Genomic DNA, 19,990 nt, shown 5'->3' with positions numbered 1-19,990 from the left:
AGAAATGATTGAGAATGCTCCGTGCGGTTACATCTCGCTCTTGCCCAGTGGCCGCATCGAGTATGTGAACCGAACTTTTCTGACTTGGAGCTTTCATACGGCCGATCAGATGATCGGGAACCGTCTTAGCGACTTCCTGACTATGGCCGGCCGGATCTATTACGAAACACATATCGCTCCGCTGTTGCGCATGCAGGGCTCGTTTGAGGAATTCGCCTTCGACGTACTGAAGTCCGACGGGCAGCCTCTGCAGATGATCGCCAATGCTAAAGAGCGCAGGGACGCCAATGGCAAGCCGCTGTCCATCCGCTTAGCCCTAATTAGGGCGACCGACCGGCGCCGCTACGAACTGGAGCTTCTCGGGGCTCGCGAGCTGGCGAAAGCCGCCGAAAAAGCAACGGAAGAAAAACTGCAGCGTGAGCAAGAAGCCTCGGAGCTGCGCGAACAGTTTATCGCAGTGCTCGGTCATGATCTTCGCAATCCACTCGCCTCGATCAGCGCGGGTGCACGCATCCTGGATCGCACGGCGAAAGGCGAAAAGGAACGTCAGGTCATCGCCATGATGCAAACCACAGTCATACGGATGGCGGGGCTGATCGATAATGTGCTCGATTTCGCACGCGGTCGGCTCGGAGGTGGCGTCGCGTTGGACCGCGATACGGGAAAGCCGTTGGAGCCGGTCCTTGCTCAAATTGTGGACGAACTGAGGCTAGCATCGCCAGGGCGGGTGATCGAGGCCGAGTTCAAAATCGATCGCCCCGTGAACTGCGATCGTTCCCGCATCGGACAGATGCTTTCCAACCTGCTCGGGAATGCTTTGACGCATGGAGCGCCCGATCAACCCGTCGTGGTTCATGCCGAGACGCGTCCCGCCTCTTTTGAAATTTGGGTTGCCAACGCGGGAGAAGCGATCCCAGAAGCCTCGTTGGACAAGCTATTCCAGCCGTTCTTCCGCGGAAACGCGCGCGCAAACAGACAAGGACTTGGACTCGGCCTTTATATCGCATCCCAAATCGCCAAGGCTCATGGCGGTACTTTGACAGTCGCTTCAAGTCCCGCGGAGACGCGATTTACTTTCTCGATGCCGCTCGGTTAACGGCCCAGCGTGCCGCCCTCGGAACGATCGGTGTGTCTTTGGCAACTTTTCGGTCCTTCGAGTCGGAAAGCTTGGCGTGACGCCGCGCCAGATCAGCATAACCGTCTCCGATTCATCCAGCTTCTGTCAGCTAGCCTATGGCTGCGCGCTGATAAGTTCACGCTCTACCTAAAGGCGACGACATCTGTTGATGACCTGTGAATAAAAGGTTCGGATTCTTGCTGGTATCAAGCAAATCACATACGGGTACAAACCTAGCACAAAGACGATGTTCGGATACCCGGTTAGAGGCCGCGCCTTCGGGCGGTAAGTGGAACGACATCGCACCAGCTACAGCGCTGGTCCGCGCCGCTTGAGCGGCGTTAAAAGCACGTCTGGTTTCCGACATCGTTCTGGTTTTGTTTCACGGGAAATGATCGTGCAGCGTGCATGGGTGAAGTGATCCACGTTCCCTTCGGGAAGCCACCAAGCGACGGCGGCAAGTCGCGTATCCGTCGCCGTCGCAAGGTGCTCTTTGCGCAAGAGCCAGTCGATGATCTGGTGATGCTGCACGCTGACACCGCACCGAGCGAATACTGTTCGGACCCGGCTTTAATCATCGAGCAGATTCTCACTCTCTCCTCTTAGGAACTCCCTGAGATTCTGGATCAGCTCGTTGGCTAGTTCTTGGTTGATCAGGAAGTCGTAGTGACCCTTTGTCGTCAGGATCGTCAGGCTTCCTACAAGCGGATCTTCGGAGATGGACATGACATTGCTGTCCTGCATCATCATCTCCTGAAAGTCGTCGCTGTGGTTTAGCGGAGCGTTTGATAAATCGTCTGCCATCGTCCGGCCTTTCGTTGTCTCTGGCGGCAGCTTGTTGAAATGGCCAAGCTTACGACATTGAAGCCTCGGCTAGGCACTGCGGTTCCTCGGCTGAGTTACGCGGCAGGTGATCAAAGGGCGGCGGATCGGCGTCGTGAGCAGCTTGCGCCGTGGCGGCAATGGTATCGAACCCCGCGTTGGCGGGCTCTGAGGCAAGAGGTCTTTCTGCGGGATTCATACACGTGCCAGCGCACCAGGGTGGTCTGCGGCGGCAAGCATCCCGATCCAGATAGTCCCGTGGCAAACCACAAGGTGCCACACAAAGGCGACCCAGCGCTGTTCTGGGACATCAACAACATAGAGACGGTCACCAAGGCTGTTCACGACAGCCTCATCCAGGCCGAGGAAAGAGCAGCCAAGAGGTAGGGGGGCGGTCGGAAACTTCCGAGCCGCCTCCCTTCGGCACCGGCGGCCACCTCACGCAGAGATTTTTTCCTCGGTGGAGAAATTCGAGGTGCGTACCGTCCCGCGTACTGAAAATGGCAGATGACAAAAAACCCATCGATTGGGATGGGATCAAAAGAGATTTCTGTTCCGGATCAATGTCTAACCGCGAACTTGCGGTGTGGTACTCGATCTCGGAAGGCGCGATCCGGAAGCGTGCGAAGAAAGAGAATTGGGTCAGGACCGGTACGCAGCCGAAAGTGCGTACCGTGCCGGAGACGATAGTCATAACCCCGACCCCGGTCACTCCGGAGACGACCAGCCCTGAGGCCATAGTTGGTCGGGGGCGGAATCTCACTCTCCGGATGCTCGATGAGCTTGACGCGACGACATCCCGGGTTGGTGATCTCGAGGCGATCATCGATATCGCGGTCGACGGGGAAGAGCTGGAGAAGCAGAAGGAGGCGTTGCGCCAGGCGGTGTCGCTCAAGCAGCGCGCCGAGGTTCTGAAGTCGCTTGCGCTGGCCGCGAAGACCTTGAACGAGTCCGGCGCCGCGGCCGAGGGCGGAAAGAAGGCTCAGCGCCAGCGGTCGGCCGAACAGGTTGGTCAGCCCGGGAGCAAGTTTGCGCCGCCGGCGCCGCCTAAATCGGTTGCGACGCACTGATGTCAAAGCTGGAGTGGTCGACCGCTTGCCCAGATTGGCGGGAGCGGATCGTCAAGCGCCGATCGCTGATACCGAGTCCGCTGTTTGCCGATGAGGCGGCTGCGGCGCTCGACGTCTTCAAGTCGCTGCGCATTGTCGATGCGCCGGGCAAGCCGACCTTCGGCGAGGCGTGCGAACAGTGGGTGTTCGATTTCGTCGCCGCGATCTTCGGCGCATATGATGCGGACAAAGCCCGACGGCTGATCCGAGAGTTCTTCCTGCTTATCAGCAAGAAAAATTCGAAGTCGACGATTGCGGCGGGCATCATGGTGACCGCGCTGATCCGAAACTGGAGGCATTCAGCCGAGCTGCTGATCTTGGCGCCCACGATCGAGGTCGCGAACAACGCGTTCCACCCGGCGCGCGACATGATCCGCGAGGATCCGGAATTGGATTGGGCCCAGGGCGGCATCCTGCACATTCAGGATCATATCCGGACGATCACGCACAAGCTGACCAATGCCGTGTTGAAGGTGGTGGCGGCCGACAATGAGACCGTCTCGGGCAAGAAAGCTGCCTTTGTCCTGGTCGACGAGCTTTGGCTGTTCGGCAAGAAGGCGAATGCCGACGCGATGCTCCGGGAGGCGACCGGCGGTCAGGTGTCGCGGCCGGAGGGTTTCGTGATCTACCTGTCGACGCAGGCAGACGCGGAGCCGGCCGGCGTGTTCAAGGCGAAGCTGGATTACTTCCGTGGCGTCCGCGACGGCACAATCGAAGACCGCAAAAGCCTGCCGGTGCTGTACGAGTTTCCGGAGGAGATGGTCGAGAGCGAGTTTTATCTCGAGCCGGGCAATTTCTACATCACAAACCCGAATATCGGCCGATCTGTCGACAAGGAGTGGTTGGTCGACGAGCTCCGAAAGGTAAAGGACGCGACCGGCGGCGAATATCAGGTGTTCCTCGCGAAACACCTGAATGTTGAAATCGGCCTGCGGCTTGCGAATAATCGGTGGGGTGGCGCGAAATATTGGGAGGGATGCGCCAATAAGGCGCTTCGTGATCTCGACACGTTCCTCGGCCGCTGTGATGTGGTTGTCGCCGGCGGCGACGGGGGCGGTCTCGACGACCTTCTCGGTCTGGCGCTGATCGGGCGCGATCGCGACACGCGCAAATGGCTGTTGTGGGCACACGCTTGGGCGCATCCAGATGTTCTGGATCTTCGGCAGGAAATCGCGCCGCGGCTGCGCGATTTCGAGAAAGAGGGCTCGCTCACCATTTGCAAGCACCCGACGCAAGACGTCGAAGAGCTCGCCGACATCATCGATCGGGTAAAGGCTGCCGATCTTCTTCCGGAAGAGGCGGCGATCGGCCTGGACCCGTTCGGCGTCACCGCGATGATCGAGGAATTGACCGGCCGCGGTATCGAGGAGAAGCAGCTTCTTGGCATCGCGCAGGGATACAAATTGAATGGAGCGGTGCTCGGGCTCGAGCGCAAGCTCGCTGACGGCACAATCGAACACGACGGATCGGCCATGATGAATTGGGTGGTCGGCAACGCGAAGGCGGAAAAGCGCGGCAACGCCACTCTGGTGACGAAGCAGATCGCGGGAAAAGCGAAGATCGACCCGCTGATCGCGGCATTCAACGCCGTGATGCTAATGGCGCGAAATCCGGAGCCGAAGCGGAACCCGGAATTCCAGATGATGTTCGTCTGAGGAAATCCTGACATGAACAGAGCCTATTCCGTCCTCGCCGTGAAGGCGATGGATGAAGACGAGCGCGTGATCACCGGCACCGCGACGACCCCTAGTGTCGATCGCATGGGCGATATCGTCGAGCCTCTCGGCGTTAAGTTCAAGAATCCGCTGGTTCTGCTTCATCAGCATGACAGCGACCGGCCGGTCGGCATGGTGAAATTCGACAAGCCGACCGCGCAGGGCGTCACGTTTGAGGCGCGGCTGCCAAAGATCGAGGAGCCGGGCCCGCTGAAAGATCGCGTCGACATGGCCTGGGGCGAGGTCAAGAACGGCCTGGTCCGCGCCGTCTCCATCGGTTTCCGGCCGATCGAATACAGCTTCATCGAGAATGGCGGCATTCGCTTCTCGGAAATCGAGGTTTACGAGCTCTCGCTCGTTTCGGTGCCGGCTCAGGCCGATGCCGTGATTTCAGCCATCAAGTCTTTCGATGTGGGCGCCCCGGCAGAATCCGAGCGTCCAGTTCGACCGTCAGCAACAGACCAGGGCATGGCCGCGTCAGGCCCGCGTGTCCGCGTCGTCAAGCTGGCCGATCCCGCCCGCGATCGGGCTTCACCCTTCATCATCCGCTCGATCAAAAGGTAATCACCTATGAGCAAATACGCTGAACAGATTTCGGCTTTCGAGGCCAAGCGCGCGTCGCTTGTGGCTGGCATGGAAGCCATCATGGACAAGGCCGCGTCCGAAGGCGCGACGCTGGATGCGTCGCAGCAGGAGGAGTACGACGGCATCGCCGCCGACATCAAAGCCGTGGACCAGCATATCGAGCGTCTGCGCACGCTCGAGACGGCCGCGAAGGCCACCGCACGTCCGGTCGCCGGCGCCGCCGCCGAGCAGGGCACGCAGTCTCGCACCACAGTGCCGGCGCAGGTGAAGACCGCGCCGAAGGCGGCGCCGGGTGTCGAGTTCGCTCGATTGGCCCGGGTCAAGGCGATCGCCCACCTGGATCGCGAGAGTGTACGCGAGGTGGCTAAGGCGCTGTACGGCGAGAACTCGCCGGTCTATCGCATCGTCACCAAGGCCAACGTGGTCGCTGGCTCCTCAATCAGCGGCAATTGGGCGGCCGACCTGGTTGGCGATGAGACCTCGGTCTACGCGGACTTCGTCGAGTTCCTTCGGCCGATGACCATCGTGGGCAAGTTCGGTGCCGGTGGCATTCCGTCCTTGCGCCGGGTGCCGTTCCGCACGCCGCTAATCGGCCAGACCGGCGGCGGCCAGGCTTACTGGGTCGGCGAGGGCAAGCCGAAGCCGCTGACCGCCTTCGACTTCAACCGCACCACCCTCGACGAACTGAAGGTCGCGACCATCAGCGTCGTGACCGAAGAGCTGATCCGCAAGTCTAGTCCGTCGGCCGATACGATCCTGCGTGACGCGCTTGCCGCTGCCGTGGCGGAGCGGGTCGATATCGATTTCATCGATCCGGCCAAGGCGGCCGCGGCTGGTGTGAGCCCCGCATCGATCACGAACGGCGTTGCTGCGATCCACTCGTCGGGGAATGACGCGGACCACATCCGCGAGGACATTCGGGCCCTGATGGCCACGTTCGTGGCGGCGAACAATCCGCCGACGACCGCTGTGTTTATCATGTCATCCATCACCGCACTGGCGCTCTCGCTGATGCGCAACCCGCTGGGTCAAAAGGAGTTCCCCGACATCAACATGAACGGCGGCCTGTTGGAGGGCATTCCGGTCATCACGTCGGAATACTTCGCGCCGGTATCGGCAGGCGGTTTCGTCGCCCTGGTCAACGCCGCGGACGTGTACTTCTCGGACGAAGGCGGTGTGCAGATCGACGTCTCCCGTGAGGCGTCGCTCCAGATGCTGGACAACCCGACGAACGATGTGGTCACGCCGACAGCCACTTCGATGGTCTCGATGTGGCAGACCAATTCGGTCGCGTTCCGCGCGGAGCGCATCCTGAACTGGGCCAAGCGTCGTGCATCGGCCGTCGCCTTGCTCGATCATGTCAACTGGGGCGCCTAGTCGCACTGGGCCGGCCGCGGCCCCTCCGCGGCCGGCTGCTCCCGGAGATTGCGATGAAATCATCCACCTACATGACGCGGGCGCTGCGCGCTCGTGATCCTCGCTACGCTCTAGCCTTGCGAAAGCTGGGGTATTCCTCCGCGACCGAGAAGCCTTCTTCTCCCGAGCCCGTTCGTCAGGTCGACGATGCTGAGCTCGATCAGCTCCGCGCGGAATACCTGAAGCAAAAAGGCGAGGAGCCCGATAAGCGCTGGGGCGCCACTCGCCTAAAGCGCGAACTTGGCTTAATGGACTGATCCTTTGCAGATTTTCGGCCTCAGCATCACGCGCCAGCCGCGGGAGAAGGCGATCGCGCCTGTCTCCGCTTATCATGGCGTCTGGTACACGATCCTGGAGTCGTTCTCCGGCGCGTGGCAGCGCAATTTTGAGGTCCGGCGCGATCTCGTCTTGTCGAATCCCGCGAACTTCGCCTGCAAGACGCTCATCGCGTCCGATATTGCAAAGCTGCGGGTGAAGCTCGTTCAGCAGGACAGTAACGGCATCTGGACCGAAGTGGCGCAGCATCCGTCCTATGGTCCGGTGCTTCGCAAGCCGAACAGGTTCCAGACGCGAATCCAGTTCTGGGAAAGCTGGATCCTCTCGAAGCTGACCTATGGCAACACCTATGTGCTGAAAGAGCGCGACAACCGCAACGTGGTCGTTGCGCTTTATGTGCTCGACCCGAAGCTCGTCACGCCGATGGTGTCGGATGACGGGTCGGTGTTCTACCAGTTGAGTGCCGACAATCTCTCCGGCGTCCAAGAGAGCGTGCTCGTTCCCTCCAGCGAGATCATCCACGACCGGTACAATTGCCTCTTTCATCCGCTTGTCGGGCTATCGCCCATCTTCGCGAACGGCGTCGCCGCAACGCAGTCGCTGAACATCCAGAACAATTCGGCGGTCTTCTTCGGCAATCGATCGATGCCGAGCGGAATTCTGACAGCGCCTGGCGCGATCGGGAACGATACGGCGGCGCGGCTCAAAGAAAACTGGGAGAAGAACTACACCGGCGCCAACGTCGGCAAGGTGGCTGTTCTTGGCGACGGGCTGAAGTTCGAGTCGATGGCGACGACCGCCGTCGATGCGCAGCTCATCGAGCAGTTGCGGTGGACGGCCGAGATCGTCGCATCCACCTACCATGTCCCGCCTTACAAGATCGGCGTCGGGCAGATGCCGACTTACAACAATATCCAGGCTCTGAACGTCGAATACTATTCGCAGGCGCTGCAGCGGCTAATCGAAGACGCCGAGTTGTGCCTCGATGAGGGGCTCGGGATCGGCCTGGGCGTCAAGGTCGACGGCGCGACCTACGGGACCGAGTTTGATCTCGACAACCTGCTCCGCATGGACAGCGTCACGCAGATGGAAGTGCTCGATAAGGGCAAGAATACCTTTACGCCGAACGAGGCGCGTCTGCGCGTCAATCTCCCGCCGGTCGCCGGCGGCGCCGCCGTCTATCGGCAGCAGCAGGATTACAGCCTGGAAGCGCTGGCAAAGCGCGACGCTCGGGATGATCCGTTCGGAACGAAGCCGGCACCAGCGGCTCTCCCTGCAAACGACAATCCGGAGCAAGCCCGCGCTATGCTGGCGCTGTACGAAAAAGACCTCCGAGAGGCCCTAAATGCTTGACACGAAGGCACTCGCGGAGGCCACGGCGGCCATCGTCAAGTCTCACCTCGAGGCGGCGGTCGCTCCGCTGCTTCGTCGCATAGAAGCGTTGGAGGCACGGCAGCCGGAGCGTGGCGATAAGGGGGAGCGAGGCGAAGCGGGCGCGCGCGGTGAAAGAGGCGAGCCGGGCCCGCCCGGTGAGAAGGGCGATGCTGGCGAAGCGGGGCCGAGAGGAGAGCGCGGGGAAAAGGGTGAACGAGGAGAAGCGGGGCCGAAAGGTGAAAGAGGCGAGGCTGGCGAGCGCGGCGAGAAGGGCGATACTGGACCCCAGGGAGATCGAGGCGAGAAGGGTGATCCGGGTCAAGATGGAGCGCCCGGGCGCGACGGAGCGGATGGCGCTCCCGGTCGTGACGGAAAGGATGGGGCTCCCGGTCGCGATGGAAAGGACGCCGAGCCGCCGAGCGCCGAAATGATTGCCGCTGCGGTGGCCGAATATCTGGCCGCGAATCCGCCAGCGCCGGGCCGTGATGGGCGCGATGGTGCGGATGGCCGGAAGGGTGAGGATGGCGCGCGCGGTCGCGACGGTAAAGATGGCCGCGACGGTGTCGGCGCAGCGAGCGCGCTCATCGACCGTGGCGGAAATCTCGTTCTGACGATGACCGACGGGTCGTCACACTATCTGGGGCCTGTCGTGGGCAAGGACGGCTCCGACGGCGCGCCCGGCCGACCTGGTAAGGACGGCCGCGACGGGGCGGACGGCAAGGATGGTGCGGATGGGATCGGGTTCGATAATCTCGACCTGATTGAGGACGAGCGCGGCGTAACACTCCGCTTTCAGCGCGGTGCCGTGATCAAGGACTTTCCACTTCCGGTGGTCGTGGACCGCGGCGTCTGGACGGAGCGGTCGTATCGCAAGGGCGCTGGCGTCACCTGGGCGGGGTCGTTCTGGATCGCGCAGCGCGATACTTCGGCCAAGCCCGACACGGCTGACAGCGGTTGGCGTCTGGCCGTGAAGCGTGGTCGGGACGGCAAGGATGGCAAGCTCGGAGGCGCGGGCAAATGAACCTAATCACGCTGGCGCAGGCCAACGATCATCTTCGGCTCGATCTGGAAACCGATGGCAACAGCCCGGAAGAGTTCTCCGAAGATCCACGGACGCCCGAAGTCGAGCGCAAGATAGCCGAGGCAACTGACGCTGTCTTGAACTACATTGACGGCTATATCCAGCGCGAAAAGCCGACATGGGACGAGGACACTGTACCGCCGGGGATTCGCGCGGCCATTCTGCTGACCTTGGCTTGGCTCTGGGAGCATCGCGGCGACGGCGAGACCGACCAGGCGCCTGCGGACGGCTATCTCACAAAACCGGCAACGGCGCTGTTGCATCGCTATCGTGACCCGGCATTGGCCTGATTGGTCCGGCGAGACTGCGGTCATTGTTGCTTCTGGCCCGAGCGCGCTGAGTGTGCCGCTCGCGAGGATGCGCGGCTGCGCGCGGTTCATCGCCATCAACGAAAGCTGGCGGCTCTGTCCTTGGGCGGATGTGCTTTATGCCTGTGACGGCGCCTGGTGGCGGGCTGCGCGCGGTGCGCCGGGGTTTCTCGGCCTCAAGATCACGGACGAGGCGCGCGCGGCGGAAGAGTTCGATCTCGTCAAGGTTAAGGTATGCAGAGGTTGTGACGTCATCCTCACAGGAATGACGGGGCTGGTCGGCGATGGGGGAAATTCTGGGTTTCAGGCGCTTAACCTCGCCATTCAGTGGGGCGCGCGCAGGATACTCCTGGTCGGCTTCGACATGACGCTTGCGCGCGGCGAGCACTGGCATGGGCGTCATGGGGCGGGCCTAAATAATCCGAGGCCTAACAACGTCCACCGCTGGCTTTCAGCGCGCTGGTCGACGCCGCTAGGCGTTGAGATTATCAATTGCAGCCCGGGCTCGGCGCTGACGGCCTATCCGACTAAGCAATTTCAAGAAGTGTCGGTATACTAAGATTTCAGCAGACTCGCAGGCTTGCTGCTTATCACCTGTATCACCGCAGAGGCTGCCAGCAAGGGTTCCTTTTTCTCATCTCGGACCTCGATAGCAATTAGGCCTTCATAACCGGACATGGTGACATCGCGTGCGACTTCGCCTAGCGCGATCATAGCCATAGCGCGCGCAGCGTTATCGCCCGGGAGTTCTTCCCCGGTTTCATCTGTGGTGACGCCTTCCGCGTCGTGGAAATCGAAATAGTAGCGCGGCATGCAACTACAAAACGTCCATCGCGGAGGCGTTCCTACCCGCGCGCAGCTCGCTTAACTACTTACGTTGGAATAAGTTCCTAACCGTTCGGCTGGCTGGCACCTAGTGCTCACCTCAACAAAAGCAATTCGGTAAATGACGCCGCTTCTGATACGGGGCATGCATGGCCTCGGCGACAATATCCGGCAGCGGGCGATTGTGCGTCAGCTCATGCGTGAGCACGAGGTTTGGCTGGAAAGCTCCTGGGTGTCGATCTATCACGACCTGATCGCCGAGGGGCTGAAGGTGATCCACAAGCAGACGAGGCTCCGCACGCAGGCGAAGAATGCAGTGCGCGAGCAGGCGATGTTCTCCCGGTCGCGACCGGCGGTCGGTACGAAGGTGATCGCGGTCAACTATCCGCCGGCGGAAGTCCGGCGTCACGGCTCGGTAATGGCGGCTATGTGCGCGGCGACCGGTACGGATGTCGCGGCTGCCGATTTCCGGCTCCCTGTGCCTCCGGCATGGCGCGCGAAGGCTTCCGCATGGTTGGAGCGCTGGAATCCAGATCGCCCATTCATGCTCTACCGGCCGCTGGTCGACCGTCCGTTGGATTGGGGCGGATGCGCTGCGCGAAATCCGGTCCATGCCGCATATGCGGCGCTGTTTCGTTTGATCCGCGAGCGGTTCTTCGTGGTTTCGGTCGCCGACTTGGTGCCCGGCAAGGAGTGGATCGTCGGTGAGCGCATCGAGGCGGATGCGGAATGTCATGCTGGCGAGCTCGAATTCGAGACGCTCGCGGCGCTGACGTCGATGTCGGCGCTTGTCTACTGCTCGCCTGGTTTCGCCGGCGTGCTGGCGCAGGCGGTCGGAACGCCGGTCTCCATGGTGTTTGGCGGCTATGAGCGGTCTCAATTCTTCTTCGATGGTGCCAAGGACGCTCCGGTTCTCGGCATCGACCCAATTAACCCGTGCGAGTGCTTCAGCCATCACCATGCTTGCCGAAAAGAAATCGACATCGACGCCGCCCGTGAGCGCCTTGCCATATTCGCCGCCGCGGCGGCGGACCGTTGTGATCGAAGCGCAGCCGGCCGACTTGTCGGGGCTGCATAGCCGTTACGTCAACCCGGGCGAACTCGACGTTCTCATTCAGCTGATCGCGAGCGTCGGCGCGCGGTCGGTGCTCGAGATCGGCGCCAACACGGGCCGTACTGCCAAGGCGATCCTGCGGAACGTGCCCGGCATCGAGCGCTATTTCGGGGTCGACGTTCCGGCCGATTACTGCACGCCCAAGGTGGTGCAGCGAAAAGAGGTGCTGGCGAACCCGGGCTCGATCGCGATGGACGATCCTCGGTTTCGTCTGATCATCTGCGGCAGAGGTTCATTCGATCTAATGCCGAGCGATCTGCCGAAGATGGATGCCGTATTCATCGATGGCGGCCACGAGGCGGCGGCCGTGCGCCACGATTATGCGCTAGCGCGCGCGATCCTCAATCCTGGCGGCATCGTGATATTCCACGACGACCACGGCCGAGACGTGGTCGACGTGAGTACAGTTCTGGATGACCTGCAAGAGGAGGGTGAGGACGTCGTGCACGTGGCCGGCACGTGGCTAGCGTTTCAGATAATGCCTAACGAGCGTGACCCAAGCCAAATCCGAGCTTAAATGCCTTTTGTCGTAGTGATCCTTCGGTACGCTTCATCTGCTTGGCAATCTTGGCGATAGGCGTTCTTGCTCTTGAATGCGCCTTGAGTGCTTTCACGTCGTCCTTGGTAAACGGCCTACGGACAGCGGTCTTCTTCACCTTCTTCGCCATAGCAAAAAGCTCTCCATTGTTATTGCGGAAGCGGTCTAGGAAATTTTCCTCCGGGTGTAAAGCGCATGACCTCAGCGGGCCAACTCAGCCACCGCATTGCTTTCGATAAGCGCCAGGACATTGATGACGGATACGGCAATACGCAGTCCGATTTCGTCGAGCAGTTTGTCGTCTGGGCGGGCGTGCAGGCGAAGTTCGGCGGCGAGACGGTGACGGCGGCGCGGCTCGCTGGCCAGCAGCCGCTGACGATCACGGTGCGGCAGAGCTCGAAAACAGAGCAGGTGACGACGGATTGGCGCGCCCGGGATGCCCGCTCAGGCGAGATCTACAACATCCGCTCGATCGTCGACCCGGACGATTCCGGGGCGTATTTCGAGATGCTTTGTCAGTCGGGGGTGGCGGCTTGAAGACGGTCGTAATGAGCCGGACATTCGATTATCGGCCGCGCGCTGGCGTCATTGTCGTGTACGCCGGCGGCCAACGATATGAGCGAGTTCCGGAGGCGGCCGTGCGCGCGATCCTGGAAGCTGGCGCGGGCGACGTTGTCCCAACGAACAAGGCGGCATCGAAGTGACAAGCCCGACGCTCGAATTACAGGGTGCGGTCGTGGCGCGCCTGAAGGCCTTTCCCGGACTGACGACGCTGGTCGGCAATCGCATCTATGACAACGTTCCGGAGAAAGCGACATTTCCCTACGTCTCGTGGGGACCAGAGCAGGCAATTTCAGACAATGCCGATTGCATCACCGGATTCAACGTCACCATCCAGATCGACGCCTGGTCTCGCACCGTCGGGCTCCCAGAGGTGAAGCAGATCGCGGAGCAGGTGCGTATCGCTCTGCACGAATACGATTTGACGCTGACGGCCAACGCACTCGTCTCGATCGAGTACAGCCAGACCCGGACGCTTCGCGATCCGGACGGCCTGACCAACCACGCCGTAATTGAGTTCACGGCATTCATCGAACAGCCATAGGAGATAATCGATGGCCAAGCCAACCACTGCGCGTTTCGGCAAGTTCAAGGTCCTGCTCGGCGACGGCAATTCACCGCTCGTCTACACGGCGCCATGCGGCTTCACGTCGAAGTCGCTGACGCTCACCAAGAACCTGTCCGAGGTCAACATTCCGGACTGCGACGATCCCGATGCGGTCGCCTGGGTGGGTCGTGACGCGACCAGCCTGTCCGCTTCGGTGACCGGCGAGGGCGTTCTCGCCGCGGAATCCGTCGACAAATGGCTTGACGCCTGGGAGAACGCCGAGAGCGTTCCGGTCAAGATCGAGGTCGAATTCCCGGCCAAGACGGTGACCTGGACCGGCTTCATGCATGTCGCCACGTTCACCACCGGCGCCGAGCAGGGCGGCCGCGTCACCGCGAATGTCCAGATGCAGAGCGACGGCGAGCTCACTCGCGTATCGGCGCCGACGCCGTGAGCCGCGACGCATCCGTCATCCTCAGCTTTGGCGACGGCAAGTACCGGTTCCGTCTCGGCTGGGGCGAGCTCGCCAATGTTCAGGAGTCGTGCGACGCGGGGCCATTCGTCACGCTGGAGCGGCTCAAGACCGGGGCCTGCCGGCTTCAGGAGATCGCCGACGTTCTCCTGTGGGGCCTGATCGGCGGCGGCCTGGCGCCGGTCGACGCGTCGAAGCTGATCGACATGTTCGTCAAGGCGCGGCCGCCAGCGGAGAATCGATTGATCGCCTACGCTGTCATGGCGGCGGGCTGCCACGGTGCTCCGGAGGAACAGATCGAAAAAAAATCCGCGGCTCCGGATCGGGACAAAAAATCGACGACCTCCCTAACGGGAAGGTCCGGTTCGGAGCGCTCTACGCAGCAGGTGCCAAACTCCAAATGACGCCGCAGCAGATCAACCAGATGTCCATGTGGCAGTTCTGGGCGATGGTTGCGGGGGCTATGGAGGAGAGCAATTCGCTCTCGCAAGCTGAAGCGGACGACATTTGGGAGTGGCTGAAAGCTTCCTGAGATGGCGAGACGACCGAACAAGAGCGTCCAGCGCTTTCGCCAGCTAACGAAAGAGCTGCAAGCCGAGGTGCACAAGGAAGCGGTCGACGAATTGAATGCGCGAGCGGACAATCTCGTCCGTCTGATCGAGTCGGTGGCACCCAAAGACGAAGGAAATCTGGAGCACTCGGTCAGGAAGGTGCCTGACCGCAAGACGGACACTGTCGTCAGAGTCGTCGCTGGCGGACGATTGACGATCAGGCCGTCGGTTTCGAGTGAGCCCTATGATTACGCCCGAGCCGACGAATTTGGCACCGCAAATATGAAGGCTCAGCCCTTCTTTTTTCCTACATACCGGCTGAACAAAAAGCAGATTCGCTCTGCGGTGAAGCGCCGGATCACTAAAGCGATCAAGAAGAGGTCCGCTGAATAATGGCCGGCAACGATACTGCAGCGCTCGTCGTCGCTCTGTCGGCTCAATTGACCCGATTTGAGAAGGATATGCAGCGCGCCGGCGATATCGCCGACAGGCAGGCCTCGCAGATCGAGGATCGGTTCTCCAGGCTCAATCCGTTTGCGGGGACGTTCCTGGGCAACTTCGCGGCGGATTTCGCCCGGAAGGGATTCGATCAGGCTATCGACTTCGTCAAGGATTTGACGCGCCGCTTCACCGAGCTCGACGCCACTGCGAAGCTCGTCGGCGTATCGATGAACGACATTTTCGGCGTCCAGCAGGCCGCCGGCAAGGCAGGAGCGCCGGTCGACGACGTCACGGCGAGCCTGAGAAACCTTGCCGTTCTCCTCGATCAGCTCCAGCGCGGCGAGAAGAACTCGCTGAGCGAACTCTTCGACGCGAATCCGCAGGCGCTGAAGGGAGTCAACGTCCAGGCATTGAACCTGCAACAGACCTTCGCGCTCGTCGCCGATCTGGTCCAGAACGCGCGGACCGAAATCCAGAAGATCGATCTCGCCAAGGCTGCGGGCCAGTCGGAAACGATGGTGAAGTTTCTGGAGCAGGGTGGCGAGGCTGTCACCTATCTCTCCAAGAATGCAGCCGCGGCCGCGCCCGATCTGCAGGCTATCGCCGATTCCGCCAAGGCGTTCGATGAGGCCTGGAAGACGGCTGTCCAGAACGTCAAGGGCTACTTGGCGCAGCATCTGTTCGATTTCATCAAGACGGACCTTCAAGACGTCATCAGCTTGCTGGACCTGGCCGTCCGGTTCCTGGGATTGTTCAAGGGTGGCCTGATCGATACGCAGGCGGCTGCGGCCGCGTCGGATATCGCCAAGGCGAGCGAGGCGCTCAAGGCTTTCCAGAGCCGCCGGACGCAGGTGGACGAAAGCGCGGGGCTCGACACGTCGGCCGGCGCGCGGGACGACCGGCGAGGCCCGGCGCGCGTGATCATCAACGGGCAGGGGACCTCGACGCTAGACCGCAATCGCGGCTTGAGCAATGTGCCGCTCAAAAGCACCGGCGGCGATACTCAGGACTCCTTCGACCGAACTGAGGAGCAGATCACCCGCCACACGGCATCGCTCCGCGCAGACACCATCGCCGTCAGCCAGAACAACGCCGCGCAGGCTCAGCTTCGGGCTGAATTCCAGCTCCTGAACGCGATCCGCAAGGACGAGGGTGAGGTCACGCAGGAGCAGATCGATCGGTATACCGAGTTGCGCGCCTCCATGAGCGCCATTGAGGCTCTGCAGCAATCAGGAATCCAACTCACCAAGGAGCATGCGGACGCTTTCCTGACGGCAGCGAGCAACGTCGGGCAGGCGACGGCGGCATTCGATGCCGCGCGCGAGAGCGTAGGCAAGATCAACAGCGCCAGCGCTACGCTTGGTTCGGCACTGGGAAATTCATTTGCAGATGCCGCGCTTGAGGCGAAAAACCTCAACGATGTCTTGCTTAACCTGCTCAAGACGCTCGCGCGGGCCGGCATCAACTCGTTCGCCAATGCCATCTTTGCCGCGCCGTCATCCGGCGGACTGTCGCCGGCCGCTTCATTCCTGAAAGGCATCATTCCGGGTTTTGCGGGTGGTACCGACAGTGCGCCGGGTGGTCTTGCCTGGGTCGGAGAGAACGGCAAGGAGCTCCTCAACTTGCCGAAAGGAACTCAGGTTATTCCGAATATCCGCGCGCGGAACATGGTCGGCGGCAATACCGTCCAGAACATGATCAACGTCGGCGGCGACGTCAGCCAAGCCACGGTAGACCGGCTCCAAGCCGCTCTAATTGCGGTCAACAGCAAGGCTGATGGCCTGACGCGTGCGTTCACCACCACGCAGCGGATGCAGCAGACGGGGGTCGGCTGATGATCGAGTTTCCGCGCCGGCTGCTGCGCGAGCGACAGCATAGCTGGAACCTGCGCGGCGTCGCCACGACGCCGGGGACAACGGCCGATAGCGTCGCAGTGCTCGTCCGTAGCGACGGCGGGGGCTTCTGGTCCTGCACCATGAGCGACGTTTCGCTCAGCGGCGGGAAGGGGCTGCGCGGTCGTGATCGGCAGAGGGTGACTACCCTTCTCTGGCGGTCCATTCGGCAAATCGCCGACGGTGGTGTGAACCAGATAATTGTGCCGCGCAACGAAGCCCGGTTTCGGCCGTGGCCGACGGGCGTCTCTCAGAGCATCAATATCGACATCCCGCATTCGGACGGCGCTCTGTTCGATGACGATGCTGGCTATTACCAGTCGATCATCGACATCAGCTGCGGTGCCGCGGGGCTGCGCGATACGTCGCTTGACATCACCATCAATTATGCCGGCGCGCTGCTCGGCGGCGAGTCCTTCTCGATCGAGCACCCGACGTTTGGCTGGCGGCTCTATGAGATCGCCACGGTCGACTACACCGACGACGACCAGGCGACCATCACCTTCAACCCGCCGCTGCGCGAGGCAGTCACCGCGGGAACGTTGCTCGAATTCGACCGGCCGCGCTGCGTGATGCGCCTGGCGCAGACCAATGCGATGGACCTCAACGTGACGCCATGGACCTTCAATTCGGCCAGCGTAAGCTTTGTCGAGGCGTTCGATGGACTTTAACGCTGACGAGCTTGCGGCGCTTGACAGCCGCACGCAGCGGATTGGCGTGTTCTTCCGCCTGGAGACCGATCCGATCGTCCGGATTTGGCTCGGGATTGGGGCAATCGAGCCGGGGGTTAACGTCTTCGATCCTGCCGGCGCGCGCTATCTCGGCTTCGGCCAGATGAGGAACGTTCCGAACTTCAAGCAACTCATCAACGGGGCTGCCGAACGCGTCGAATTCACGCTTTCAGGCGTCTCCGGCAAGGTTCAGGAAATCGCGGCCGCCGGCGACGCTCAGGACGTAAAGGGTAAGGCGCTCGCAGTCGGCTTCGCCATCATGGGGCAGGACTGGAAGCTCCTGGGGCCTGTCCGCTGGTGTGCGAATTACGTCGCCGACTTTCTCGGAATCGACAACCCGGCAGTCGACAATCCGGAGGCCGATCCCATCCGTACAATCCGGCTGTCGTGCGGGACGACGTTCACCGGCCGGCGCCGGCCGAAATTCTCCTATTTCACTAACCGCGACCAGCAAGCGCGATCACCTGGTGACCGCTTCTGTGAACGCGTCCAGATCTACGCCACCGGTTTTTCCAAGACATGGCCGACGTTTCCGGATCCTTAGGCGCCTATCTTGCCTCGCTTCGGCACCTTCGCTGGAAGCCGGGCGTTCTCGACTGCGGCATCTTCATGGCCAACTGGATGGTGAGCCGCGGCGCGCGCGACCCGATTGCGGATATCCGCGGCGCGTATGCGAGCGAGCGGCAGTTCCTGCGCATCATCCGCCGCGAGGGAGGCTTCCTGCGCTGCTGCGCGGCGCGCCTCGAGCGCATCGGCATGGTCGAGACCGAGAGTGCGCGGCCGGGCGACCTGCTCGCGGTGATGGCGCCATATGCGGAGCGGCGCGGGAAGGTGCAGCGGCGGCCGACTGGCGCCATCGCGGTCGACGATGGCGAGCGGGCTGTCGTCACCTCCGACATGGGCATCGTGATTGCCGGCGCCGACGCGCTGCCGGCCTTGCAAGTGTGGACTTGGAATGGCTGAGACGATTGGTCTTTTGCTTCTTGCTCCGTTGACCGGAACGGCCGGAATTGCTGGTCTCGGCGGGATCGCAGGAACGACAGTTTTCGGCATTGGGCTTCCGACGATCGTTGGTGGCGCGGCGATCATCGGAGCGTCGATCGGCCTGCAATATGCGCTCGGGCAGCCGAACCTGCCGAAGGCGCAGGACGGCTCTCAGGCGATCAAGCAGGCGATCCCGCCGCGCATTCGGGGCTACGGCATCAATCGTCTAGCCGGCTACTACATGCTTTTCGAGGCGAACGGGCCGCCGCCAAACGCATCGTTTGACGCTCTGGCGTTGCATTCCGGGAAGGTCGACGCGTTCATCGGATTCTATTTGTCCGACGATCCGGTCATCACGACCAGCGACATTTCGCATGGTGGACAGTCGCTCGTAACATCGAGTTTTTCAGATGGCCGGTACGGCAGCTTCATCAAGGTGGAGACCGCCGTAGGCAACCCGTCGCAGGGCGGGTCTCCGATGCTCTACACAGATCCTCTCATCAGCACTTATTGGACCGTAAATCATAGAGGGGACGGCATTGCGTGGGCAACGATGGTTTGTGGCGCGCCGCCCGACCCGCAGGTTTATTCCAGAATCTTCCCCAAGGGGCATCCAGAACTTTCCGTCCTGACGCGGTGCTCGTTGGTGTGGGACCCGCGAGACGGGACGCAGTCGCCGACCAACGAGGCGACATGGAAGTTTAGCCGCAATCCGGTCCTGCACCTGATCGACTATTTGACGAAAGTTGATGGTGGCATGGGGCTTGATCGAAACATCATCCTGCCGCCCGCGACGCTTGCAAAATGGATGATCGAGGCGAACCTCTGCGATGCGGCTGTGTTGCGCGCCAATGGATCGGCCGAGTCTCGCTACCAGGCTGATGGCTGGTATCGATTCACGAACAATCCGGAAGACGTCATCAACTCGATCCTGGCGACCTGCGACGGCTGGCTGACGGAGGCTGGCGACGGCACGCTGGCGCTGACCGTCGGCGTCTACCGCGCGCCGACCGATCCTCCGTTGACCGGAAAACACATTCTCGGTTTCTCGCTCAACTACGGCCAAGCCGACGAGCAACTCGTCAACGTCCTCGACATCAGCTTTACGGACCCGAACGCGAAGTATGTAGAGGTCGATCTCGGCCAGATGCGGGACGAGGAGTCGATCTCGGATGTCGGTATCGAGCGGCCAAAGCCGCTCTCGCTGTCCTGGGTCCAGTCGTTCTCGCAGGCAAGCCGGCTCGGCTTCCGTGCGATGCAGCGGCTCAACCCGGAGATGACCGGGACATTCACGACGACGCTCTATGGTCTGCGCTATCTCGGCAAGCGGTGGGTGCCGCTGCAGTATCCGTTCATCGCCGGGCTCGAGGATTGCGTCGTCGAGATCCAGAACGCGGACGTCGACCTCCTGGGCGGCCGCATCGTGTGGTCCTTCAACGTCATCGATCCGGATCGGATCGAAGCCTACAACCCGGCAATCGACGAGCTTCCACAGCCAGCGCAGCCGCCGCTGATCACTTAAAGGCTGTCG

The 19,990-nt window shown here is 61.6% G+C and carries 28 protein-coding genes; 25 read left to right on the top strand and 3 right to left on the bottom strand.

Annotation, left to right across the window (positions count from 1 at the left end):
- Positions 1 to 4 precede the first annotated feature (4 nt).
- The gene (locus AC5ZG5_RS25930) at positions 5 to 1,096 is read left to right on the top strand and encodes a PAS domain-containing sensor histidine kinase (protein WP_456644677.1); all 1,092 of its coding nucleotides are present in this window, start codon (positions 5 to 7) and stop codon (positions 1,094 to 1,096) included.
- A 591-nt stretch (positions 1,097 to 1,687) separates the two neighbouring features.
- On the opposite strand, the gene AC5ZG5_RS25925 is transcribed toward AC5ZG5_RS25930, so the two are convergent.
- Positions 1,688 to 1,921 (bottom strand): hypothetical protein, encoded by a 234-nt coding sequence (locus AC5ZG5_RS25925; RefSeq protein WP_456644611.1) that lies wholly within the window; start codon positions 1,919 to 1,921, stop codon positions 1,688 to 1,690.
- Positions 1,922 to 2,502: 581 nt separating this feature from the next.
- Here AC5ZG5_RS25925 and AC5ZG5_RS25920 point away from each other — a divergent pair.
- From AC5ZG5_RS25920 to AC5ZG5_RS25875, 10 genes are all read left to right on the top strand, one after another.
- On the top strand, positions 2,503 to 3,009 hold the full coding sequence (locus AC5ZG5_RS25920; RefSeq protein ID WP_456644610.1) for a hypothetical protein: 507 nt from the start codon (positions 2,503 to 2,505) through the stop codon (positions 3,007 to 3,009).
- Positions 3,009 to 4,703: a terminase large subunit gene (locus AC5ZG5_RS25915; protein WP_456644609.1), complete on the top strand. Its 1,695-nt coding sequence runs from the start codon at positions 3,009 to 3,011 to the stop codon at positions 4,701 to 4,703. The genes AC5ZG5_RS25920 and AC5ZG5_RS25915 overlap by 1 nt, the downstream gene beginning before the upstream one ends.
- 12 nt (positions 4,704 to 4,715) lie before the next feature.
- A complete protein-coding gene (locus AC5ZG5_RS25910) occupies positions 4,716 to 5,327 on the top strand; it encodes an HK97 family phage prohead protease (protein ID WP_456644608.1) in 612 nt (203 codons plus the stop codon).
- Between the two features lie 81 nt (positions 5,328 to 5,408).
- Entirely contained in the window at positions 5,409 to 6,725 is a 1,317-nt protein-coding gene (locus AC5ZG5_RS25905; protein ID WP_456644607.1) for a phage major capsid protein, read from the top strand.
- Positions 6,726 to 6,778: 53 nt separating this feature from the next.
- Positions 6,779 to 7,021 (top strand): hypothetical protein, encoded by a 243-nt coding sequence (locus AC5ZG5_RS25900; protein WP_456644606.1) that lies wholly within the window; start codon positions 6,779 to 6,781, stop codon positions 7,019 to 7,021.
- A gap of 4 nt (positions 7,022 to 7,025) precedes the next feature.
- Positions 7,026 to 8,393, top strand: coding sequence for a phage portal protein (locus AC5ZG5_RS25895; protein WP_456644605.1), 1,368 nt, complete (start codon positions 7,026 to 7,028; stop codon positions 8,391 to 8,393).
- 188 nt (positions 8,394 to 8,581) lie between these two features.
- Positions 8,582 to 8,845 (top strand): hypothetical protein, encoded by a 264-nt coding sequence (locus tag AC5ZG5_RS25890; RefSeq protein ID WP_456671221.1) that lies wholly within the window; start codon positions 8,582 to 8,584, stop codon positions 8,843 to 8,845.
- On the top strand, positions 8,842 to 9,435 hold the full coding sequence (locus tag AC5ZG5_RS25885) for a hypothetical protein (RefSeq protein ID WP_456644603.1): 594 nt from the start codon (positions 8,842 to 8,844) through the stop codon (positions 9,433 to 9,435). Before AC5ZG5_RS25890 ends, AC5ZG5_RS25885 begins: the two co-directional genes overlap by 4 nt.
- On the top strand, positions 9,432 to 9,785 hold the full coding sequence (locus AC5ZG5_RS25880) for a head-tail connector protein (protein WP_456644602.1): 354 nt from the start codon (positions 9,432 to 9,434) through the stop codon (positions 9,783 to 9,785). Before AC5ZG5_RS25885 ends, AC5ZG5_RS25880 begins: the two co-directional genes overlap by 4 nt.
- Positions 9,766 to 10,362: a hypothetical protein gene (locus tag AC5ZG5_RS25875; protein WP_456644601.1), complete on the top strand. Its 597-nt coding sequence runs from the start codon at positions 9,766 to 9,768 to the stop codon at positions 10,360 to 10,362. Before AC5ZG5_RS25880 ends, AC5ZG5_RS25875 begins: the two co-directional genes overlap by 20 nt.
- On the opposite strand, the gene AC5ZG5_RS25870 is transcribed toward AC5ZG5_RS25875, so the two are convergent.
- Entirely contained in the window at positions 10,359 to 10,616 is a 258-nt protein-coding gene (locus AC5ZG5_RS25870) for a DUF6894 family protein (protein ID WP_456644600.1), read from the bottom strand. The genes AC5ZG5_RS25875 and AC5ZG5_RS25870 overlap by 4 nt on opposite strands.
- A gap of 133 nt (positions 10,617 to 10,749) precedes the next feature.
- On the opposite strand from AC5ZG5_RS25870, the gene AC5ZG5_RS25865 reads away from it, so the two are divergent.
- A complete protein-coding gene (locus AC5ZG5_RS25865) occupies positions 10,750 to 11,706 on the top strand; it encodes a glycosyltransferase family 9 protein (protein WP_456644599.1) in 957 nt (318 codons plus the stop codon).
- Positions 11,666 to 12,259: a class I SAM-dependent methyltransferase gene (locus AC5ZG5_RS25860; RefSeq protein ID WP_456644598.1), complete on the top strand. Its 594-nt coding sequence runs from the start codon at positions 11,666 to 11,668 to the stop codon at positions 12,257 to 12,259. The genes AC5ZG5_RS25865 and AC5ZG5_RS25860 overlap by 41 nt, the downstream gene beginning before the upstream one ends.
- On the opposite strand, the gene AC5ZG5_RS25855 is transcribed toward AC5ZG5_RS25860, so the two are convergent.
- Positions 12,225 to 12,410, bottom strand: a complete 186-nt coding sequence (locus tag AC5ZG5_RS25855; RefSeq protein ID WP_456644597.1) for a hypothetical protein — start codon at positions 12,408 to 12,410, stop codon at positions 12,225 to 12,227. The genes AC5ZG5_RS25860 and AC5ZG5_RS25855 overlap by 35 nt on opposite strands.
- Positions 12,411 to 12,475: 65 nt before the next feature.
- Between AC5ZG5_RS25855 and AC5ZG5_RS25850 the strand changes: the two genes are divergently transcribed.
- From AC5ZG5_RS25850 to AC5ZG5_RS25795, 12 genes are read left to right on the top strand one after another with little or no spacing between them, the layout of a single operon-like run.
- On the top strand, positions 12,476 to 12,817 hold the full coding sequence (locus AC5ZG5_RS25850) for a phage head closure protein (protein WP_456644596.1): 342 nt from the start codon (positions 12,476 to 12,478) through the stop codon (positions 12,815 to 12,817).
- An 11-nt stretch (positions 12,818 to 12,828) separates the two neighbouring features.
- A complete protein-coding gene (locus AC5ZG5_RS25845; protein ID WP_456644595.1) occupies positions 12,829 to 12,984 on the top strand; it encodes a (2Fe-2S) ferredoxin domain-containing protein in 156 nt (51 codons plus the stop codon).
- Complete coding sequence (locus AC5ZG5_RS25840) at positions 12,981 to 13,385, top strand: DUF3168 domain-containing protein (protein WP_456644594.1); 405 nt, start codon at positions 12,981 to 12,983, stop codon at positions 13,383 to 13,385. The genes AC5ZG5_RS25845 and AC5ZG5_RS25840 overlap by 4 nt, the downstream gene beginning before the upstream one ends.
- A 10-nt stretch (positions 13,386 to 13,395) precedes the next feature.
- Positions 13,396 to 13,842 carry a phage tail tube protein gene (locus AC5ZG5_RS25835; protein WP_456644593.1) on the top strand — a complete coding sequence of 149 codons (447 nt, stop codon included), beginning with the start codon at positions 13,396 to 13,398 and terminating at the stop codon, positions 13,840 to 13,842.
- A complete protein-coding gene (locus tag AC5ZG5_RS25830) occupies positions 13,839 to 14,264 on the top strand; it encodes a GTA-gp10 family protein (protein WP_456644592.1) in 426 nt (141 codons plus the stop codon). The genes AC5ZG5_RS25835 and AC5ZG5_RS25830 overlap by 4 nt, the downstream gene beginning before the upstream one ends.
- A complete protein-coding gene (locus tag AC5ZG5_RS25825; protein WP_456644591.1) occupies positions 14,261 to 14,392 on the top strand; it encodes a hypothetical protein in 132 nt (43 codons plus the stop codon). Before AC5ZG5_RS25830 ends, AC5ZG5_RS25825 begins: the two co-directional genes overlap by 4 nt.
- Before the next feature lies 1 nt (position 14,393).
- On the top strand, positions 14,394 to 14,804 hold the full coding sequence (locus AC5ZG5_RS25820; protein ID WP_456644590.1) for an HK97-gp10 family putative phage morphogenesis protein: 411 nt from the start codon (positions 14,394 to 14,396) through the stop codon (positions 14,802 to 14,804).
- Positions 14,804 to 16,687 carry a hypothetical protein gene (locus tag AC5ZG5_RS25815; protein WP_456644589.1) on the top strand — a complete coding sequence of 628 codons (1,884 nt, stop codon included), beginning with the start codon at positions 14,804 to 14,806 and terminating at the stop codon, positions 16,685 to 16,687. The genes AC5ZG5_RS25820 and AC5ZG5_RS25815 overlap by 1 nt, the downstream gene beginning before the upstream one ends.
- Complete coding sequence (locus AC5ZG5_RS25810) at positions 16,687 to 17,415, top strand: hypothetical protein (protein WP_456644588.1); 729 nt, start codon at positions 16,687 to 16,689, stop codon at positions 17,413 to 17,415. The genes AC5ZG5_RS25815 and AC5ZG5_RS25810 overlap by 1 nt, the downstream gene beginning before the upstream one ends.
- Positions 17,405 to 18,019: a hypothetical protein gene (locus AC5ZG5_RS25805; protein ID WP_456644587.1), complete on the top strand. Its 615-nt coding sequence runs from the start codon at positions 17,405 to 17,407 to the stop codon at positions 18,017 to 18,019. Before AC5ZG5_RS25810 ends, AC5ZG5_RS25805 begins: the two co-directional genes overlap by 11 nt.
- The gene (locus AC5ZG5_RS25800) at positions 17,995 to 18,438 is read left to right on the top strand and encodes a DUF6950 family protein (RefSeq protein WP_456644586.1); all 444 of its coding nucleotides are present in this window, start codon (positions 17,995 to 17,997) and stop codon (positions 18,436 to 18,438) included. The genes AC5ZG5_RS25805 and AC5ZG5_RS25800 overlap by 25 nt, the downstream gene beginning before the upstream one ends.
- Positions 18,431 to 19,981 carry a phage tail protein gene (locus AC5ZG5_RS25795; protein ID WP_456644585.1) on the top strand — a complete coding sequence of 517 codons (1,551 nt, stop codon included), beginning with the start codon at positions 18,431 to 18,433 and terminating at the stop codon, positions 19,979 to 19,981. The genes AC5ZG5_RS25800 and AC5ZG5_RS25795 overlap by 8 nt, the downstream gene beginning before the upstream one ends.
- The last annotated feature ends 9 nt before the right edge of the window (positions 19,982 to 19,990 follow it).

The organism is Bradyrhizobium sp. Ses1, assembly GCF_059512365.1.
This window is presented reverse-complemented; position numbering and strand designations above follow the sequence as displayed.

Coding starts and splice junctions, on each gene's coding strand:
- AC5ZG5_RS25850 (WP_456644596.1), top strand. CDS start 12,476: ATGACCTCAGCGGGCCAACTCAGCCACCGCATTGCTTTCGATAAGCGC.
- AC5ZG5_RS25890 (WP_456671221.1), top strand. CDS start 8,582: ATGCTGGCGAAGCGGGGCCGAGAGGAGAGCGCGGGGAAAAGGGTGAAC.
- AC5ZG5_RS25870 (WP_456644600.1), bottom strand. CDS start 10,616: ATGCCGCGCTACTATTTCGATTTCCACGACGCGGAAGGCGTCACCACA.
- AC5ZG5_RS25855 (WP_456644597.1), bottom strand. CDS start 12,410: ATGGCGAAGAAGGTGAAGAAGACCGCTGTCCGTAGGCCGTTTACCAAG.
- AC5ZG5_RS25795 (WP_456644585.1), top strand. CDS start 18,431: ATGGCTGAGACGATTGGTCTTTTGCTTCTTGCTCCGTTGACCGGAACG.
- AC5ZG5_RS25885 (WP_456644603.1), top strand. CDS start 8,842: ATGATTGCCGCTGCGGTGGCCGAATATCTGGCCGCGAATCCGCCAGCG.
- AC5ZG5_RS25800 (WP_456644586.1), top strand. CDS start 17,995: ATGGCCGACGTTTCCGGATCCTTAGGCGCCTATCTTGCCTCGCTTCGG.
- AC5ZG5_RS25865 (WP_456644599.1), top strand. CDS start 10,750: ATGACGCCGCTTCTGATACGGGGCATGCATGGCCTCGGCGACAATATC.
- AC5ZG5_RS25825 (WP_456644591.1), top strand. CDS start 14,261: ATGACGCCGCAGCAGATCAACCAGATGTCCATGTGGCAGTTCTGGGCG.
- AC5ZG5_RS25805 (WP_456644587.1), top strand. CDS start 17,405: ATGGACTTTAACGCTGACGAGCTTGCGGCGCTTGACAGCCGCACGCAG.
- AC5ZG5_RS25815 (WP_456644589.1), top strand. CDS start 14,804: ATGGCCGGCAACGATACTGCAGCGCTCGTCGTCGCTCTGTCGGCTCAA.
- AC5ZG5_RS25880 (WP_456644602.1), top strand. CDS start 9,432: ATGAACCTAATCACGCTGGCGCAGGCCAACGATCATCTTCGGCTCGAT.
- AC5ZG5_RS25835 (WP_456644593.1), top strand. CDS start 13,396: ATGGCCAAGCCAACCACTGCGCGTTTCGGCAAGTTCAAGGTCCTGCTC.
- AC5ZG5_RS25915 (WP_456644609.1), top strand. CDS start 3,009: ATGTCAAAGCTGGAGTGGTCGACCGCTTGCCCAGATTGGCGGGAGCGG.
- AC5ZG5_RS25845 (WP_456644595.1), top strand. CDS start 12,829: ATGAGCCGGACATTCGATTATCGGCCGCGCGCTGGCGTCATTGTCGTG.
- AC5ZG5_RS25900 (WP_456644606.1), top strand. CDS start 6,779: ATGAAATCATCCACCTACATGACGCGGGCGCTGCGCGCTCGTGATCCT.
- AC5ZG5_RS25820 (WP_456644590.1), top strand. CDS start 14,394: ATGGCGAGACGACCGAACAAGAGCGTCCAGCGCTTTCGCCAGCTAACG.
- AC5ZG5_RS25920 (WP_456644610.1), top strand. CDS start 2,503: ATGTCTAACCGCGAACTTGCGGTGTGGTACTCGATCTCGGAAGGCGCG.
- AC5ZG5_RS25930 (WP_456644677.1), top strand. CDS start 5: ATGATTGAGAATGCTCCGTGCGGTTACATCTCGCTCTTGCCCAGTGGC.
- AC5ZG5_RS25810 (WP_456644588.1), top strand. CDS start 16,687: ATGATCGAGTTTCCGCGCCGGCTGCTGCGCGAGCGACAGCATAGCTGG.
- AC5ZG5_RS25910 (WP_456644608.1), top strand. CDS start 4,716: ATGAACAGAGCCTATTCCGTCCTCGCCGTGAAGGCGATGGATGAAGAC.
- AC5ZG5_RS25925 (WP_456644611.1), bottom strand. CDS start 1,921: ATGGCAGACGATTTATCAAACGCTCCGCTAAACCACAGCGACGACTTT.
- AC5ZG5_RS25905 (WP_456644607.1), top strand. CDS start 5,409: ATGGACAAGGCCGCGTCCGAAGGCGCGACGCTGGATGCGTCGCAGCAG.